General features: G+C 72.7%; 15 protein-coding genes, 1 tRNA gene and 1 other RNA gene. 6 read left to right on the plus strand and 11 right to left on the minus strand.

The features are described 5' to 3' along the window. Positions 1 to 199: 199 nt before the first annotated feature. The 3 genes from purD to ffs all read right to left on the minus strand — a co-directional run bounded on the left by purD (position 200) and on the right by ffs (position 4,222). The gene (gene purD, locus RFN52_RS19235) at positions 200 to 1,450 is read right to left on the minus strand and encodes a phosphoribosylamine--glycine ligase (RefSeq protein WP_184847844.1); all 1,251 of its coding nucleotides are present in this window, start codon (positions 1,448 to 1,450) and stop codon (positions 200 to 202) included. 92 nt (positions 1,451 to 1,542) lie between these two features. Continuing rightward, positions 1,543 to 4,029, minus strand: coding sequence for a DNA polymerase III subunit gamma and tau (locus tag RFN52_RS19240; RefSeq protein ID WP_184847845.1), 2,487 nt, complete (start codon positions 4,027 to 4,029; stop codon positions 1,543 to 1,545). Positions 4,030 to 4,127: 98 nt separating this feature from the next. Continuing rightward, positions 4,128 to 4,222: signal recognition particle sRNA small type (ffs, locus tag RFN52_RS19245), an RNA gene on the minus strand. Between the two features lie 73 nt (positions 4,223 to 4,295). On the opposite strand from ffs, the gene RFN52_RS19250 reads away from it, so the two are divergent. The 4 genes from RFN52_RS19250 (at position 4,296) to RFN52_RS19265 (ending at position 7,224) form a co-directional block, all read left to right on the plus strand. Continuing rightward, positions 4,296 to 4,383, plus strand: a tRNA-Ser gene (locus RFN52_RS19250). 430 nt (positions 4,384 to 4,813) lie between these two features. Next, entirely contained in the window at positions 4,814 to 5,170 is a 357-nt protein-coding gene (locus RFN52_RS19255; protein ID WP_184847846.1) for a carboxymuconolactone decarboxylase, read from the plus strand. Between the two features lie 278 nt (positions 5,171 to 5,448). After that, positions 5,449 to 5,739, plus strand: a complete 291-nt coding sequence (locus tag RFN52_RS19260; protein WP_311240994.1) for a hypothetical protein — start codon at positions 5,449 to 5,451, stop codon at positions 5,737 to 5,739. 63 nt (positions 5,740 to 5,802) lie between these two features. After that, on the plus strand, positions 5,803 to 7,224 hold the full coding sequence (locus RFN52_RS19265; protein WP_184847847.1) for an ATP-binding protein: 1,422 nt from the start codon (positions 5,803 to 5,805) through the stop codon (positions 7,222 to 7,224). Positions 7,225 to 7,274: 50 nt separating this feature from the next. Here the strand turns inward: RFN52_RS19265 and RFN52_RS19270 are convergent, their stop codons facing one another. The 4 genes from RFN52_RS19270 to RFN52_RS19285 form a co-directional block, all read right to left on the minus strand. Further along, the gene (locus RFN52_RS19270) at positions 7,275 to 7,619 is read right to left on the minus strand and encodes an amphi-Trp domain-containing protein (RefSeq protein WP_184847848.1); all 345 of its coding nucleotides are present in this window, start codon (positions 7,617 to 7,619) and stop codon (positions 7,275 to 7,277) included. Between the two features lie 100 nt (positions 7,620 to 7,719). Then, entirely contained in the window at positions 7,720 to 7,998 is a 279-nt protein-coding gene (locus RFN52_RS19275; protein ID WP_184847849.1) for a hypothetical protein, read from the minus strand. 71 nt (positions 7,999 to 8,069) lie between these two features. Continuing rightward, entirely contained in the window at positions 8,070 to 8,294 is a 225-nt protein-coding gene (locus RFN52_RS19280) for a hypothetical protein (RefSeq protein WP_107456597.1), read from the minus strand. A 44-nt stretch (positions 8,295 to 8,338) separates the two neighbouring features. After that, the gene (locus RFN52_RS19285; RefSeq protein WP_184847850.1) at positions 8,339 to 8,572 is read right to left on the minus strand and encodes a DUF8825 domain-containing protein; all 234 of its coding nucleotides are present in this window, start codon (positions 8,570 to 8,572) and stop codon (positions 8,339 to 8,341) included. A gap of 123 nt (positions 8,573 to 8,695) precedes the next feature. On the opposite strand from RFN52_RS19285, the gene RFN52_RS19290 reads away from it, so the two are divergent. Next, positions 8,696 to 8,917: a hypothetical protein gene (locus RFN52_RS19290; protein WP_031110278.1), complete on the plus strand. Its 222-nt coding sequence runs from the start codon at positions 8,696 to 8,698 to the stop codon at positions 8,915 to 8,917. 292 nt (positions 8,918 to 9,209) lie between these two features. Here RFN52_RS19290 and RFN52_RS19295 read toward each other — a convergent pair whose 3' ends face one another. From RFN52_RS19295 to RFN52_RS19305, 3 genes are read right to left on the minus strand one after another with little or no spacing between them, the layout of a single operon-like run. Then, positions 9,210 to 9,695 (minus strand): MSMEG_6728 family protein, encoded by a 486-nt coding sequence (locus RFN52_RS19295; protein WP_184847851.1) that lies wholly within the window; start codon positions 9,693 to 9,695, stop codon positions 9,210 to 9,212. 17 nt (positions 9,696 to 9,712) lie between these two features. After that, positions 9,713 to 10,168, minus strand: a complete 456-nt coding sequence (locus tag RFN52_RS19300) for a DUF4383 domain-containing protein (protein WP_184847852.1) — start codon at positions 10,166 to 10,168, stop codon at positions 9,713 to 9,715. A 14-nt stretch (positions 10,169 to 10,182) separates the two neighbouring features. Continuing rightward, on the minus strand, positions 10,183 to 12,663 hold the full coding sequence (locus RFN52_RS19305; RefSeq protein WP_184847853.1) for a SpoIIE family protein phosphatase: 2,481 nt from the start codon (positions 12,661 to 12,663) through the stop codon (positions 10,183 to 10,185). 149 nt (positions 12,664 to 12,812) lie between these two features. Between RFN52_RS19305 and RFN52_RS19310 the strand changes: the two genes are divergently transcribed. Next, the gene (locus tag RFN52_RS19310) at positions 12,813 to 13,853 is read left to right on the plus strand and encodes a DUF72 domain-containing protein (RefSeq protein ID WP_184847854.1); all 1,041 of its coding nucleotides are present in this window, start codon (positions 12,813 to 12,815) and stop codon (positions 13,851 to 13,853) included. Here RFN52_RS19310 and RFN52_RS19315 read toward each other — a convergent pair. Continuing rightward, positions 13,753 to 15,597, minus strand: a complete 1,845-nt coding sequence (locus RFN52_RS19315) for a copper resistance CopC/CopD family protein (protein WP_184853955.1) — start codon at positions 15,595 to 15,597, stop codon at positions 13,753 to 13,755. The two genes, RFN52_RS19310 and RFN52_RS19315, sit on opposite strands and share 101 nt — an antisense overlap. Between the last annotated feature and the right edge of the window lie 110 nt (positions 15,598 to 15,707).

Consider the following 15,707-nt stretch of genomic DNA (forward strand, 5'->3'; position numbering starts at 1 on the left):
CATCAGGCCCCCACCTCCCGCATACTTCCGGCCCCGCTCCTCGCGTCGTTCCGGCCCCGCTCCCCACATATTTCCGGCGCCACTCCTCGCATACTTCCGCCCCGCCCTTCGCATGCGTCAGGCCCCGGATCCTGAGACGGATCCGGGGCCTGCGGGGTTCATCGGCGGCGGGGTGGTTTCCCCGCTTCGCGTGGGCCGGTTACGCGCCCGCCGCCTTCGCGGCGATGTCCGTGCGGTGCTGGGCGCCGTCGAGGCGGATGCGGCCGACGGCCGTGTAGGCGCGGTCGCGGGCCTCGGTGAGGTCCTCGCCGGTGGCCGTCACGGACAGGACGCGGCCGCCCGCGCTGACGACGGCGTCCCCCTCCTGCCGGGTCCCGGCGTGCAGCACGTACGCGTGCGGGGCGTCCTGGGCAGCGACCTCGTCGAGACCGGTGATGGGGTCGCCGGTGCGCGGGGTGCCGGGGTAGTTGTGCGAGGCGACGACGACGGTCACGGCCGCGTCGTCGCTCCAGCGCAGCGGCTCCAGGTGGGCGAGGTTGCCGGTGGCGGCGGCCATCAGCAGCCCGGCCAGCGGCGTCTTGAGCCGGGCCAGGACGACCTGGGTCTCGGGGTCGCCGAACCGGGCGTTGAACTCGATCACGCGGACACCGCGGGAGGTGATCGCGAGACCGGCGTAGAGAAGGCCGGAGAACGGGGTGCCGCGCCGCTGCATCTCGTCCACGGTGGGCTGCAGCACGGTCTGCAGCACCTCGTCGACCAGCTTCGGGTCGGCCCACGGCAGCGGGGAGTACGCGCCCATGCCGCCGGTGTTGGGACCCTCGTCGCCGTCCAGCGCGCGCTTGAAGTCCTGGGCGGGCTGGAGCGGGACGACCGTCTCGCCGTCGGTGACGGCGAACAGGGAGACCTCCGGGCCGTCGAGGTACTCCTCGATGACCACGCGCTCGCAGGCCGCCGCGTGGGCCCGGGCCGCTTCGAGGTCGTCGGTGACGACGACACCCTTGCCCGCGGCGAGCCCGTCGTCCTTGACGACGTAGGGGGGCCCGAAGGCGTCGAGGGCCGTGTCGGCCTCTTCCGGTGTGGTGCAGACGTACGACCGGGCCGTGGGCACCTCGGCCGCCGCCATGACGTCCTTCGCGAAGGCCTTGGAGCCTTCCAGCTGCGCGGCCCGGCCGGACGGGCCGAAGACGGGGATGCCCGCCTCGCGCACGGCGTCGGCGACACCGGCGACCAGCGGGGCCTCCGGGCCGACGACCACCAGCTCCGCGCCGAGACGGGTGGCCAGCGCGGTGACGGCGGCGCCGTCCAGGGCGTCGACCTGGTGCAGCTCGGCGACCTCGGCGATGCCGGCGTTGCCGGGGGCGCAGTGCAGCGCGGTGACATCGGGGTCGTGGGACAGGGAGTGGCACAGGGCGTGTTCGCGGGCGCCGCTGCCGATGACGAGGACCTTCACGGGGTCAGCCTAACGGGAGGCGCCGGGTTCCCTTTGTGCGGGCCGCCGAGGGGAGGGGGGATCTTGAGCTGGAGGTTCCTCCAAGGAGGGGGCTATTCGTTCGTGAACTCCTCGACCACCGTCGCTCCCAGCTCCCTCACGATCAGCTCCTGGCCGGAGAGGGCCGACTCGTCGAGGTCCGGGTCGTCGTCCTCCGGGATGTCCTCCTCGACGGAGACGTGACGCGGCAGTGGGGCGGAGGGCTGGGGGACGGAGGCGGCCGGGGCGGGGGCCGGGGTGGCTGCGGGAGCGGGGCCGCCCGACTGCTGGGCGGGGGTGGCCGGGGGAGCCGGCTGGGACGGGGCGGGGCGCTGGGCCGTCGCCGTACCGCCGCCGGGGTTGTAGCCGCCGCCACCGCCACCGCTGGTGTAGCCGCCACCGCCACCGAAACCGGAGGGGCCGCCGCCGGGCGCCGGGGGCGGCCCGGAGCCGCCCGAGGGGTCGACGATCGCCTCGATCTTCCACTGGACGTTGAACTGCTCGCCCAGCGCCTGCCGCAGCACGTCCTCGCTGCCACTGCTCAGGAAGTTGTCCCGGGCTCCGGCGTTGACGAAGCCGAGCTGGAGGGTCGTGCCGTCGAAGCCGGCCACCTGGGCGTTCTGACTGAGCAGGATCCAGGTGAAGCGCCGGCGGTTCTTGACCGCGTCCAGGATGTTCGGCCAGAGCATGCGGGGGTCGAGATGGCCGCCGCCGGTGGGAGCGGGGGCAGCGGCGGGGGCGGGAGCCGATGCCGCCGGAGGCTGCGCCGCCGGGGGGGTGCTGGGGGCGGGGGTGTTCGCCGGTGGGGTATTCGCCGGTGGGGTATTCGCCGGTGGGGTGTTCGAGGCGGGCGCGCCCGGGGCGGCCGTGGGCCAGCCACCGGGGCGACGGCCGCCGCTGCCGGCGGAGGCGGCGGTGGGCCAGGCGCCGGGAGCGGGCTGGGCCGGGGCGGGCTGGGTCTCCTGGACGGGGGCGGTGGCGCCGGTTGCTTCGGGGTCGGCGTGTCCCGGAGGCGGGGTGGCCGGTGCCGACGGCGGCGCGCTCTGGGCCGGCGACGACTGGGGCACGCCCTGACCCGCGGCCGGAGGGGCGGAGCCGGGCGCGGCCGCCGTAGGGCCGCCACCGCTGCCGGACATGGCGCCGCCGCTGCCGGGCCCTGCGCCGCTGCCGGCGGGCCCCGCGCCGCTGGTGGCCGGTGCTCCGGTCGCGCGGACCGCCGCGCGGGCCGCCGCCGGGCCACCGCCTGCCGGCACCGGACCGCCACCGCCTGCCGCCACCGGACCGCCGCCACCCGCAGGCACCGGACCGGCCTGGGCCGGAGCGGGAGCCGCTCCCCCATGGCCCTCCGGGCCGGGCACGTAACCCATGGCGGGCATGCCGGACGGGCCGCCCGCGGAGTAGTTCACGCCGCGCTCGATCCGGTCGAGGCGGGCCATCACGGAGCGCTCGTCGCCGTAGGCGGCGGGGAGCAGGACGCGGGCGCAGATCAGTTCGAGCTGGAGACGGGGCGAGTTGGCGCCGCGCATCTCGGTGAGGCCCTCGTTGACGAGGTCGGCGGCGCGGCTCAGCTCCGCGGGGCCGAAGGTGCCGGCCTGGGCCTGCATGCGCTCGATCACATCGGCGGGGGCGTCGATGAGCCCCTTCTCCGCCGCGTCCGGGACGGCGGCGAGGATCACCAGGTCACGCAGCCGCTCCAGGAGGTCGGCGACGAAACGGCGGGGGTCGTTCCCGCCCTCGATCACGCGGTCGACGACCTCGAAGGCCGCGGCTCCGTCACCGGTGGCGAAGGCCTCGACGACGGAGTCGAGGAGGGAACCCTCGGTGTATCCGAGCAGGGCGGTGGCCATGGTGTAGGTCACACCGTCCGCCGCGGCGCCCGCGAGGAGCTGGTCCATGACGGACATCGAGTCACGCACGGACCCGCCGCCGGCCCGCACGACGAGCGGGAGCACGCCGTCCTCGACCGGGATCGTCTCCTTCTGGCACACCTGTCCGAGGTACTCCCGGAGGGTGCCGGGGGGGACGAGCCGGAAGGGGTAGTGGTGGGTCCGGGACCGGATCGTCCCGATGACCTTCTCGGGCTCGGTGGTCGCGAAGATGAACTTGAGGTGCTCCGGCGGCTCCTCGACGACCTTCAGCAGCGCGTTGAAGCCGGCCGACGTGACCATGTGGGCCTCGTCGATGATGTAGATCTTGTACCGGCTGCGGGCGGGCCCGAAGAAGGCCTTCTCACGCAGGTCACGGGCGTCGTCCACGCCACCGTGGGACGCGGCGTCGATCTCGATGACGTCGATGGAGCCGGGGCCGTTGCGCGCGAGGTCCTGACAGGACTGGCACTCACCGCAGGGCGTCGGCGTGGGCCCCTGCTCGCAGTTCAGGCAGCGGGCCAGGATGCGGGCGCTGGTCGTCTTGCCGCAGCCGCGCGGCCCGCTGAACAGGTACGCGTGGTTGACCCGGTTGTTCCGCAGCGCCTGCTGCAGCGGGTCGGTGACATGCTCCTGCCCGATGACCTCGGCGAAGGTCTCGGGGCGGTAGCGGCGGTACAGAGCGAGAGACGACACGCATACGAGGTTATAGGCGCCCACTGACATCGGGCCCGGCCCGGACCCGGTCGGGAGATCCACGTCGAAGATCCGGTCGGGGGATCTGGGCCGGCAACGCAGGCGCCCCCCACGCACCCGCCAGAGCCGACCTACCCTTGCTGCCTTCCGGCCCTGGGGGAGTTCAGTCAGATAGCGCCGCGTGAGGGGCTGCGCCAAGGTTACCTGATGTCGGGGGTGGTGAACGAGTTCGCGAGCACTCCTCTCGGTCATGTAATGTTCCCAGCGGAGGATTCGCCTAGAGGCCTAGGGCGCACGCTTGGAAAGCGTGTTGGGGGCAACCCCTCACGAGTTCGAATCTCGTATCCTCCGCCAGTGCCTCACCGGGCACGATGTCGAAGGGCCCCACCGTTCGCGGTGGGGCCCTTCGACGTTGTCCGTCTCAGTTCGTTTTCGGGAGCTCCCACCGTCGACTCCGGGACATCGCATCCTCCCGTGTCGACCATCGTGCACCCGAGCACCCCCACGAGCCACCAGAGAGCCGATCCCCGGATCGTGGAACTCTTCCCGCGCCTCAGCGGCACGACGAGAGCACCACGCCGCAGCACCGACCCGGGACTGAGGCAGGGGACGCATGGCTGGTCGTCAAACGCAGATCGGCACGCTCGCTCCGACTGTCCGCTCGGCGCGCGCGACGGCCCAAGGGTGCCTACTCTTGAGTCGCAGCCGCCAGGCACGCAGGGGGGATTCCCGCATTGAGCGGGTGGCGGTCCAACCCCCTACGCACGAGAAGGCGGTCCCAATAGTGGCTACTGCATCTGAAACTCCGGTGCTCGACACGATCGCCGCCATGACGATCGATTCCATCGAGCGCTGCCACATGGATGAGCGGACGCTCATCCTCGCCCGCATTTCCGCACTCGTGGCCATGGACGCACCGGCGATCTCCTACCTGGCCCACATCAACCCCGCGATCAAGGCCGAGTTCACGGTCGAGCAGCTACAAGACCTGCTCGTCGCGATCGCTCCCGTCGTGGGTACAGCACGCGTCATGTCGGCCGCAGGCCACATCGCCCAGGCGTTCGGTGTCGCGCTCGCCCTGGCCGAGAGCGAAGCCGAAGCCATCGCTCAGGCGGAAGCGGACAGCCGTACGGCCTCCTAGGACAACCCCACACTGCCGCTCGCTAAGAGCAGAGCAGTACAGCGGGCACCCCGGCCACCGCCAACCGCCCCGAGCGGAGGGTGTGCCGGGGCAGCCACAGTTCATCGTGTTCGGCACTCCCGGCCCTGGCCTCGAACCGGGCGCCCGGTGGGCACTGGACCCGGGGGCTCCTGATCCAGGAACCTCACCGCTACGGCCCGGCCCGTATGCCTGCCGAGGTGGCGCGTGCATGGCGCGGGCCAGGCTGGCACGCCCCGTTCGACCCCGTCGCGCCTTCCGTGCGAACGGCGTCCGTCACCCCGCCGGAGGTCGACCACGAGGCAGCGGAGGGGCTGGGCGCGGAGTGCCGACGGCTGCTGCCCTCGGCCACCAAGACGGCACGGATCGGCGCCGACCTCACCGCCGTCGTCACGGGCACACCGTCCGCGCGGCCGGCCTCACTCCTGGTCTCCGTCGCCGACCGGGAGACCAACGGCACGGCATCGGCCCCGGCCTCAGCTGGCCGCCGCTCCAGTGCCGGCTCCGCGCGGCACCGGCGCGAAGAGCGTCATGAGCCCGTGCCGGAATGAAGGCAAGATGGTATCGATAGCGATACTATCTCTGTCGATACTATTGCTATCGGGAGACTTGCCTTGCGTCGTTTCATCGGGCGGGACCGCGAACTGAGCTTGCTCGGCAACGCCTTGCAGACGGTGCACGATGCAGTCGGGTCGGTGAAACCGGGGCAGTGCATCCTTGTTCGAGGGAGGCGGCGGGTCGGCAAGTCCAGCCTCGTCGAGGAGTTCCTCCGGCGTACTGAGACGCCGTACCTCTTCTTCACCGCAGCGGGCGGCACGGCGGAGGACGAACTGACGGAGCTGCTCGACGCCGTCGCAAGATCCACCCTGCCGGAGCGGGGACTGTTCGCGGAGGAGACCCCGACGCAGTGGAACGCGGCGTTGAGGCTGCTCGCGGAGATCCTTCCCGACGACAGCCCGAGCGTGGTCGTCCTCGACGAGGTTCCCTATCTCATGGACCGCATCGACGCCTTCGAGGGCATGCTTCAGCGGGCATGGGACCGGCTGCTCAGCCGCAAGCCGGTGCTTCTCCTCCTGGTCGGGTCTGATCTGTCGATGATGGAGGCGCTGAACAGCTACGACCGTCCCTTTCACCAGCGGGGCGGGGAAATGATCGTGGGGCCCCTGAACCCGGCCGACATCGGCGAGATGCTCGGCCTGTCTCCAGCGGCCACGTTCGACGCCGCTCTGATCACGGGGGGTCTCCCCCTGATCTGCGCCGAGTGGCGGGCCGGAGCGGATGTCTGGGAGTTCCTCCGCGACTCGCTGGACAACCCGATCTCGGCGCTGCTGGTCTCCGCCGAACGCTCAATGGCAGCGGAGTTCCCACCGCAGGCGATGAGCAGGGAGGTCCTGCGGGCCATCGGATCCGGGGAGCGAACCTTCACCAACATCGCTCGCGCCGCCGGCGGCATCGCCCACACCACGCTCACCCGGGCCACCGACGTCCTGACCGAGAAGAGAGTCGTGGCCACCGAGCTGCCGCTCTCGCTGAGGCCGTCGAAAGAACGCCGCTACCGGGTGGCCGACCCCTACCTGCGCTTCTGGCTCGCGTTTCTGGACCCGCACATGGCGGAGATCGAGCGGATGCGGGGAGATCTCACGCTGAGCCGGATCAAGGAGCAGTGGACGAGCTGGCGGGGCCGCGCGGTCGAGCCCCTGATCCGGGACTCCCTGGCCCGTCTCCTGCCCGACGGGCTTCTGCCCGCCGCCCCGGCGATCGGCGGGTACTGGACCCGCAGCAACGACGTCGAAATCGACTTGGTAGGCGCCGACCGGCAGCCGGTGGCCAAGCGGTTGCTCTTTCTCGGCTCGGTCAAGTGGCTGGAGAACTCCGCGTTCGACAGCCACGACCTGGCCGCGCTGCAGAAGCACCGGGCAGCGGTCACCGACGAGCCGGTACCGCTCGTAGCGGTCTCCCGCAGCGGGGTCGATTGCTCCGGCCTTCAGGCGGTGTACGGTCCCGAGGAACTGCTCAGCGCTTGGCTCAGGGCATGAGCGGGAACTGAACCCCGGTGGTTGCAGTTCTGGTTGCATCCGCCGCACGCTCATGCCTTTTTCGCGGTGGCCCTTTGTGTGCTCCTGCTGCGTCCCGCAGGGGTGGGCGTGTTCTTCCGCTGGGGCTTTTCCGTGCGGGTCTCGGTTCGTGGGGGCGTCGCCCGCGCAGGGGCGGTCTTCCACTTCAGTTCGATCTCCAGCTCGATCTCACCGCCGCCGATCTCGATCTCCAGCTCGCTCTGGAGGTCGTCGGGGATCCGGAGGCCCAGCGTCCCGGGGCCGAGGTCCAGCTCGGCGTCCCCGCCTTCCCTCAGGGCGTCCGCGAGGGCCGTGAGCTGGTCGGCGGCCTCCTGGCGTGACAGCGAACGCTTCTGCTCGAACGTGAGGTCCTTCATGGGGCCCTCCGGTATGGCATAGAAGACTGGATACATACCATTTTGGCGCGATATGCGGACCGGGATGACCTCCTGCGGAACGGCCGCGGCCGAGCCGGGTTCAGTCCTGGTGGCCCACAAGGGAGAGCCGCACCCTCACACCCTCCACCTCCGAGGTCCACGGCGTACCGCTTTCCACGGCCCGGCGCCCCTCGTCGAGCATCGCGCCACGCACCCTCAGCACCGAGTCCATGAGCCTGAGCCACTGCCACTCGGCGGCGAAGGCGCGCCTGGAACGCTCCGCCGAGCCGATCAGCCACCCGGCGGCCTCGTCCACGCTCTCGACGGTCTGCGCGGCCCTCCCGACCCCTTCGAAGTCCCACGTCATCCACACGGCCACGGCACCAATGTCCAGCCACCCGGGGCCGATCGCACCCCGGGGCGCCGGCCACGCCGCGAAACCGTCGGCGGTCAGCCACCCGCCTCCGGACCCCAGTGCTCGGGCCCCACTCCGCGCCAGTCGATCCACGGCACCTCCGCCACGTCCGCCGGGTCGATCTCCAGTCCGGCGCGGCGGAGGAATTCCGCGACGTCGACGACGTTGTGGGCGAGTCCGAGGATCTCGCCGTCCACGCGGACGCGCCGGCCGCCCGAGGGCGACGGCGGATGCACGATCACACGTATCGGTCCGGACATGCCTTCAGGATCGTCCGTGACGTACGGTCCCGCAGGCCGGCGCGTCATCGGGGGAGCCGCTCGCTCACGTCCCCGGCCATCCGCCCCAGCTCCCGCAGCTCCCACCACGCCGCCGGACTCGGCCGTCGCTGCTGCCAGTAGGGGTGGAAGAACGCCTGAGCCGACAGCAGGTACAGACGCCGGCGCAGCTCGGTGCGGCCGGGCCGATCGGCGAGCTGCCGGTACGTGGCACTCCACTCCCGTTGCGCCCGGACGAGGTCGTCGGGAAACGTTCGCATGGCCGAATTCAATCATGTGTTCGATTTTTCGAGCCAGTGCGACCCTCCTCCGAGGTCTCGGTTCGGGCACCGGACGTGGACAGCCGCAGCGCGAGGGGCCCGAGTAGGCGCATACTGAGGCCAATGACAAAGCCTGCTGCTCCCAAGCGTCACTTGCCTACCAGCCCCTTCAAGGCGCCGGTCGCCCCCGCTCCCAAGCACTTCGCCGTGGGTGACCAGGTCACGCACGACATGTACGGGCTCGGCCGGGTCATCGGCATCGAGGACGGGATCGCCGCGCTCGTCGACTTCGGTTCGGCGCAGATGCGGATCCTGAGCCCCTACGCCAAGATGACCAAGCTGTAGGACCTCCGTGCCCGGTCGGGGCACGCCTGGCCCTGCCTCGGGCCAGTAACCGAAAAGAGACCTCTCATCGAACCGACTTCGCTGTTCTCCGCCGTGGAAGGGCAGCCGAGCCTTTCCAGCGCGGCGTCGCCGACTCCGGCGACCAACCCCTTCCAGGCCCCCGACTTCGGGGAGGCCGAAAGCTTCCCTCTCGTCGAGGACATGCCGGAGCAGCCCGCCGCGACCAGGCGTCCGGCGCGCCGCAGGGCCGCCTAGCTCCCCTCTGCGGTCTCCCCTCTACGGCCCGGTCCGGTCAGGCCTCGCGGTCCGGTCCGATCTCGCGGTCCGACGCCGGCCAGACGTACGGCAAGTCGTCCGGGACCCCCGGGAAGAGGGACGCGTACGTCGTGGGGTCCTTGCGGACCAGCGCCGAGCGGTGGCTCTCGTGGAAGGGACCGTCGCCCAGCCAGGGCGGGAGTTCGCCCTCGGCGGCCAGGTGCGGCTGGTCGCGGATCGGGGCGTGGGGACGGGCCGCCGCCAAGTCGGCCACGAGCGTCGCCGCGCACGTGTCCTGGTGGCCCTGTTCGCGCCAGACGCGGCAGATCTCCAGGCCGTAGCGGACCAGCGCCTCCTCGTAGCCGTGCCACATCTTCACGGCCGGGTGGCGGCGCCAGCCGTAGCCGGGGACCACCAGGCCGCGCAGGACCTGCAGGGCCTCGACGCGCTGCTTGCCGAGCCGGCGGCGGTCGAGGGACAGGGCCGTCGTACGGAAGTCCGGGTAGGGCAGAAAGGTCTGCATGCGGTCGCCGGTGCTCCTTACCGTGCGTCGGTGCGCGCGCCGCGCCGCCGGCCGAGGGCGAGCGCCAGGCCGATCATGGCGATGCCCAGGACGAAGTGGAGCCAGTCGTCCGCGGTGTTCAGCGGGACGAAGTTGGCGTCGCTGTCGTGGCCGACGGACAGGCCGTACACCCACAGCACCAGGTAGACCGCGCCGCCGACCAGCAGATACGAGTACGCCCCCGCGGCCGTGCCGGCGAGCATCAGACCGGCGAGGCCGTACGCCAGGTGCACCAGGTTGTGCAGGATCGAGACCTGGAACACGCCGAACAGTTCGGCGCCCGACTCGTGGGAGGCGAACTCCAGCGAGCCGTAGTCGGTGGTGATGCCCGGGATGAAGCCCAGCACGCCGACCACGAGGAAGACGAGGCCGAGCAGCAGGGCGGCCTGCCGGACGGGGGCGCGGGCGGCCCGGTGAGACGCGGGTGTGGTCATGGCCGGTGGCTCTTTCACGCGGGGGACAGGGTCTGTTCCGCCCAGATGGTCTTGCCCGTGGCGCTCTGGCGGGTGCCCCAGCGCTCGGTCAGATGGGCGACGAGGAGCAGGCCTCGGCCGCCCTCGTCATAGGTACGGGCCCGCCGCAGGTGGGGAGCGGTGCTGCCGCCGTCGGACACCTCGCAGATCAGGGTCGTGTCGTGGATCAGGCGGAGCTGGACCGGCGGCTGGGCGTGCCGGATGGCGTTGGTGACGAGCTCGCTGACGACCAGCTCCGTGACGAACGCGGCGTCGGAGAGCCCCCACCGCTCCAGTTGCGCCACCACGTCCTTGCGGGTCTGCGCGACCGCGGACGGGTCGGACGGCACCGCCCAAGTGGCGACCTGCCGCGCGTCGAGCGCGCGGGTCCGGGCGATGAGCAGGGCCACGTCGTCGGCCGGGCGCTGCGGCAGCAGGTCGGCGAGGACCGTGTCGCACAGGGCGTCCAGCGAGGCCGCCGGGCGGGCCAGGGCCGCCCGCAGCCGGTCGACGCCGGTGTCGAGGTCCCGGTCGGGGGTCTCGATCAGGCCGTTGGTGTAGAGGGCGAGCAGGCTGCCCTCGGGAAGGACGACCTCGGTGGCCTCGTACGGCAGGCCGCCCACGCCGAGCGGGGGCGTCGCCGGGAGCCCGACGAGGTCGACGGTGCCCCGGGGGCCGACCACGGCCGGCACGGGATGCCCGGCCCCGGCGAAGCAGCAGTGCCGCGTCACCGGGTCGTAGACGGCGTACAGGCAGGTGGCCCCGACGTCGCCCGAGGTCCCCGCGGAGCCCGCTGCCGCCCGCTCGCCGTCGCTCTCCTCCTCCTGGCTCAGACGGGCGACCAGGTCGTCGAGGTGGGTCAGCAGCTCGTCGCACGGCAGATCGATGTCGGCCAGCGTGCGGACCGCCGTACGCAGCCGACCCATGGTCGCCGACGCGACCAGCCCGTGGCCGACCACGTCTCCGACGACCAGCGCCACCCGCGCGCCCGAGAGGGGGATGACGTCGAACCAGTCCCCGCCGACACCGGCCTGCCCGCCCGCGGGGAGGTAGCGGGAGGCGACCTCGACGGCCGCCTGCCGGGGCAGCCTCCGCGGCAGCAGGCTGCGCTGGAGCGTGACCGCCGTGGCGCGCTCGCGGGTGTAGCGGCGGGCGTTGTCGATGCTGACCGCGGCCCGGGCGGCCAGTTCTCCGGCCAGGACCAGGTCGTCGTGCCCGAAGGGCTCCTGGTTGCGGTGCCGGACGAAGAAGGCGACGCCGAGGGTGGTGCCGCGGGCGGCCAGCGGCACGGTCATCACGGAGTGGATGCCGAACGCCCGGACCCGGGCGGCACGGGCCGGGTCGCGGGCGAGCCAGGCGGTGAACCCCGTGTCGCTCACCTCGTGCAGGGCGGGGCGTCCGGTGCGCAGGCTCTCGAAGTGCAACGAGCCCGCCGGGTAGGAGCCCACCGCGCCGGCCGCCACGACCGACTCCGGGGCGTCCGGCGTCACCGACCGCACGGCGGTCCGTCGCAGCAGCAGCGGCCCCTCCGCCGGAACCGCAGGTACGGGCGGCTCGGGTGCGTCGTCCAGCGCGGCCAGCAGATCGACGCTGACGAAGTCGGCCAGCGCCGGGACGGTCACGTCCGCCAGTTCCTGGGCCGTGCGGGTCACGTCGAGCGTGCTGCCGATGCGGCGGCTCGCCTCGGCGATCAGCTGGAGGCGCTTGCGCGCCCAGAACTGCTCCGTCATGTCGTGCGCCGACAGGCAGACGCCCTGGACGGTGCCCTCGTGGTCGCGCAGCGCCGACATGAAGACCGACCAGGCGTGCTCGCGGCTCTCGCCGGGGGCGCGCAGGTAGTTCTCCTGGTACTCCGGCTCGCCGGTCCGCAGCACCCGGGCCATGCCGCGTTCCGCCCGCAGGCCGGCGCCGTCGTCGACGATCTCGGACACGCGCAGGCCCCGCATCTCCTCCTCGGTGAGCGCCGTGGCGCGCTCCATGTCGGCGTTGGCCCGGCGCAGCCGGAGCCGGGTGTCGTAGATCGCCTGGGCGCAGCACGGGGACTGGGCGAAGCTCCAGCTCACGAGGGAGTCGTCGAGACCGGCCGGTGGCTGCCGGTCGGTCAGGGCGGAGACGATGAGCCAGGCGGGGGCGTCGGCGCCGGGTGGTCTGTGGTGGGCGAGGATCCTGACCGTCAGCTTCCGGCCGTCACGGTGCCGCAGCGCGATGTCGCCGTTCCAGCGGGGCAGCTCGGCGAGCGTGGGCAGACCGCCCCGCACCGGGATCGGCTCGGCCAGCAGATCCGCGGCACGGTGGCCGGTCAGCTGCCCGGCCGAGTACCCGAGGAGCCGTTCGGCGCCCGCGTTCCAGCCGGTCACGGTGCCGTGTTCGTCGAGGGTGACACGGGCCGTGAGGGCTGCGCCGACGAGGGCTTCGAGGGCTTCGGGTTCCTCTCCGGCCGGCCGGGTGGCCCGGCCGAAGGTGGCGGGCTGGTCCATGATCGGTCATCTCACTCTCGGGGAAATCAGCCATGACCCCGGACATGCACAGATATCACCCGGTTTACCCCGATTACGTCGGCTATCACCGTGACGCCCCCGCCGGGAGACAGAGCCTGCCGCCGCCCGGCCCGGGTAATCGCTCCCCCATGGGTCAGATCCTGGTGGGCACGTGTTCCTGGACCGACCGGGCGCTGGTGGCCGGCGGCTGGTATCCCCCGGGGCGGCGGGACGCCGAGGGGCGGTTACGGCACTACGCCGAGCGGTTCCCGGTCGTCGAGGTCGACGCCTCCTACTACGCGCTGCCGAGCGAGCGGAACAGCCGGTTGTGGGCCGAGCGGACACCGGACGGGTTCGTGTTCGACGTGAAGGCGTTCTCGCTGCTCACCGGGCATCCCACCCGGGAGGCCGTGATGCCGGACGGGCTGCGGGCGGAGCACCGGGATCCGGCGGTGCTCGATCAGGTGTGGGCCCGGTTCGCGGCCGGGATCGAGCCGCTGCGGGAGGCCGGGCGGCTCGGGAGCGTGCTGTTCCAGTTCCCGCCGTGGTTCCGGCCCGGGCAGCGGGCGGAGGCGTTCCTCCGGGAATGCGCCGGGCGGACCGAAGGCTGGCCGCTCGCCGTCGAGTTCCGGCACCCCTCCTGGTGGGAGCCGGGGCAGGACGAGGCGACGGGCGCGCTGCTCACCCGGCTCGGCATGGCCGCGGTGGCCGTCGACATGACGCAGAGGCTCGCCTCCTCCGTCCCACCGGTCACGCCCGTGACCTCGCCCCGGCTGTCCGTCGTCCGCTTCCACGGCCGCAGCACCGCCTGGGGCTCCGGCAGCAAGGAGGACCGGTTCCGCCACGCGTACGGCGAGGACGAACTCGCCGAGTGGCTGCCCCGGGTGCTCCGGCTGGCCGAACGGACCGAGCAGGTCCACGTCCTGTTCAACAACTGCTGCGGCGACGCCGCCGTCAGCGCCGCCGAGACCATGACACGGCTCCTCGACGAGGCCCGGCCGACGGGCGACGCCCCGCCGCCGGACGACGCGCCACCGGCGGACCACGTACCACCGGCCGAAGCCCCACCGTCGACGGCGGCGCGGTTGCCTAGGGCTCGACCCGCACCCGGCGTTCCACCGACACCTGGTCCACGTCCGACACCCGCACGGTCGTCTTCATCGTCCAGTTCCCGGCGAGCGGCAGGTTGACGGAGTTGGTGCTCCAGTAGCCGCCCCGGTCGGCGAGTTCGGCGTCGATCGGGCCGATCTTGCGGGAGGGCAGGGTGAAGGTGACGCGGACCTCGGGGATCACCACCAGGCCCGTGTCGGAGCCGTAGACGACGGCCTGGACGCCGTTCTCGCCGACGCGGGCCGGGTCCAGGGTGACCTGCACCTTTCCGCTTCCGGTCACGGAATCCGTGCCCGTGTCGAAGGGCACGGTGATCTCGGTCGTGGGCGGCAGCGCGCCCACCGGGGCCTGCTGGGCCGCCTCGGCCTGGGCCCGGCTCGGAAGGGTTCCCGTGAGCACGGTCGTGATCATCAGCACCACGGCGGCGACGGCCACTTCGACCAGGACGGAGCGGCGCAGGCGGCGCCGGATGCCGGGGTCGACGGATCCGGCCCCCGGCCCCGCCGGGCCATCGAGCGACTCCGGCTCCCCGCGCGACTCCGCCTCTTCGGACGTCCCCGGTTCGCCCGTCCCGGGCCCCTCGGCGGCTTCGCGGCCTCCCGCGGGCGCGCCGACCGGCTGCGGGACCGGCGCCGGTACGGCCGCCCGGGCCGCGACCGCCGGTGCCGCGATCCGCGCCGTCCAGCGCCGCGAGTACCCGGCCACCAGCAACAGCACGGCCACCCCGGCCAGTTTGGCGAGCAGCAGACGGCCGTACGACGTGCCGGACAGCGCGGAGAGGGAGCCGAGTCCGCGCCAGGACTGGTAGAAGCCCGTGACGGCCAGGACGGTCACCGAGGCGAAGGCGATCCGGGAGAAGCGGGGCACGACCTCCACCAGGTCGTCGCCGGACGAGCGGCGCAGGGTCAGCAGCAGCGCCACGAGGCCGCCCAGCCAGACGCCGGTCGCCAGCAGGTGCACCACGGACGACGTCATCGCCGCCGGCACCTGGATCCCGGCGGAGGCGTGCTCGGCCGCCGCCCAGGTCAGGGCCAGGGCCGTCGCCAGGGCCGTGCCGATCGCCAGGGCGACGGGCCGTTTCACGGTGTCGCGGCGCCTGGACAGCCCGATCAGGAAGGCGGCGGTCAGCAAAAGGACGAGCAGCCGGGCGAGCAGGGCCAGGCCGGGGCGGCCGGTCAGGGTGCGGCCGAGGGCGGAGGCGTCGAAGGCCGCGGCGGGGCCCGTGCCCGCCTCGTAGGGGGCGCGCAGCAGGAGCAGGACGGCCGTCGAGCCCAGCAGCGTCCACCAGGCCGCCACGAGCGGCCGGCGCAGCGGGGAGGTGTGCGCGGGGCGGCACAGCAGGGCGAACGCCGCCGTGCCGACGAGCAGCGCGGCGGCGAGGTAGGCGAGGTAGCGGGCGGCGTCGTAGAGGCCGCGGGTGAGCGGGTCCTCGGTCGGGCCCGTGTCGATCTGGCCGGTGGTCGCGGACCGTTTCCCCACGGAGAAGCTGAAGGCGCCGGAGACGGGGTGGCTGTCGGCGGAGACGACCCGCCAGGCCACGGTGTACGTGCCCTCGGCGAGCTTGCCGGGCAGGCCGATCCGGGCCGTGTCGGAGCGGCCGTCCGCGTGCGTGGCCTCGCCGGTGTGGACCCGGCGCTGGTCGGGGCCGAACACCCGGAAGGAGTCGTCGAGCAGGCCCACGGACTCGGTGAAGGTCAGGGTGACGTGGCGAGGGGCCCTTTGGACGACGGATCCGTCGTCGGGGTCGGTGCTGCGCAGGGCGGCGTGGGCGGAGGCGGGGGCTGCTCCGGCGAGGAGCAGGACCAGCACGGTGCCCAGCAGCACCAGGGCTTGGCAGCGCCGGGGGTGTCCGGCATTGCGATCCTCGTTCCGCCGTTGGTCCACGTGGCTCTCCGGGGTCGGGCTGGACGGCTCCGGTTATGTACGGACGGGAT

The organism is Streptomyces collinus, assembly GCF_031348265.1.
Classification (GTDB): Bacteria; Actinomycetota; Actinomycetes; order Streptomycetales; family Streptomycetaceae; genus Streptomyces; species Streptomyces collinus.

Bases quoted from the DNA above. Each gene is read 5' to 3' on its own strand.
- RFN52_RS19310 (WP_184847854.1), top strand. From the start codon at position 12,813: ATGGGTCAGATCCTGGTGGGCACGTGTTCCTGGACCGACCGGGCGCTG.
- RFN52_RS19280 (WP_107456597.1), bottom strand. From the start codon at position 8,294: ATGTCCGGACCGATACGTGTGATCGTGCATCCGCCGTCGCCCTCGGGC.
- RFN52_RS19300 (WP_184847852.1), bottom strand. From the start codon at position 10,168: ATGACCACACCCGCGTCTCACCGGGCCGCCCGCGCCCCCGTCCGGCAG.
- RFN52_RS19285 (WP_184847850.1), bottom strand. From the start codon at position 8,572: ATGCGAACGTTTCCCGACGACCTCGTCCGGGCGCAACGGGAGTGGAGT.
- RFN52_RS19305 (WP_184847853.1), bottom strand. From the start codon at position 12,663: ATGGACCAGCCCGCCACCTTCGGCCGGGCCACCCGGCCGGCCGGAGAG.
- RFN52_RS19295 (WP_184847851.1), bottom strand. From the start codon at position 9,695: ATGCAGACCTTTCTGCCCTACCCGGACTTCCGTACGACGGCCCTGTCC.
- RFN52_RS19290 (WP_031110278.1), top strand. From the start codon at position 8,696: ATGACAAAGCCTGCTGCTCCCAAGCGTCACTTGCCTACCAGCCCCTTC.
- RFN52_RS19270 (WP_184847848.1), bottom strand. From the start codon at position 7,619: ATGAAGGACCTCACGTTCGAGCAGAAGCGTTCGCTGTCACGCCAGGAG.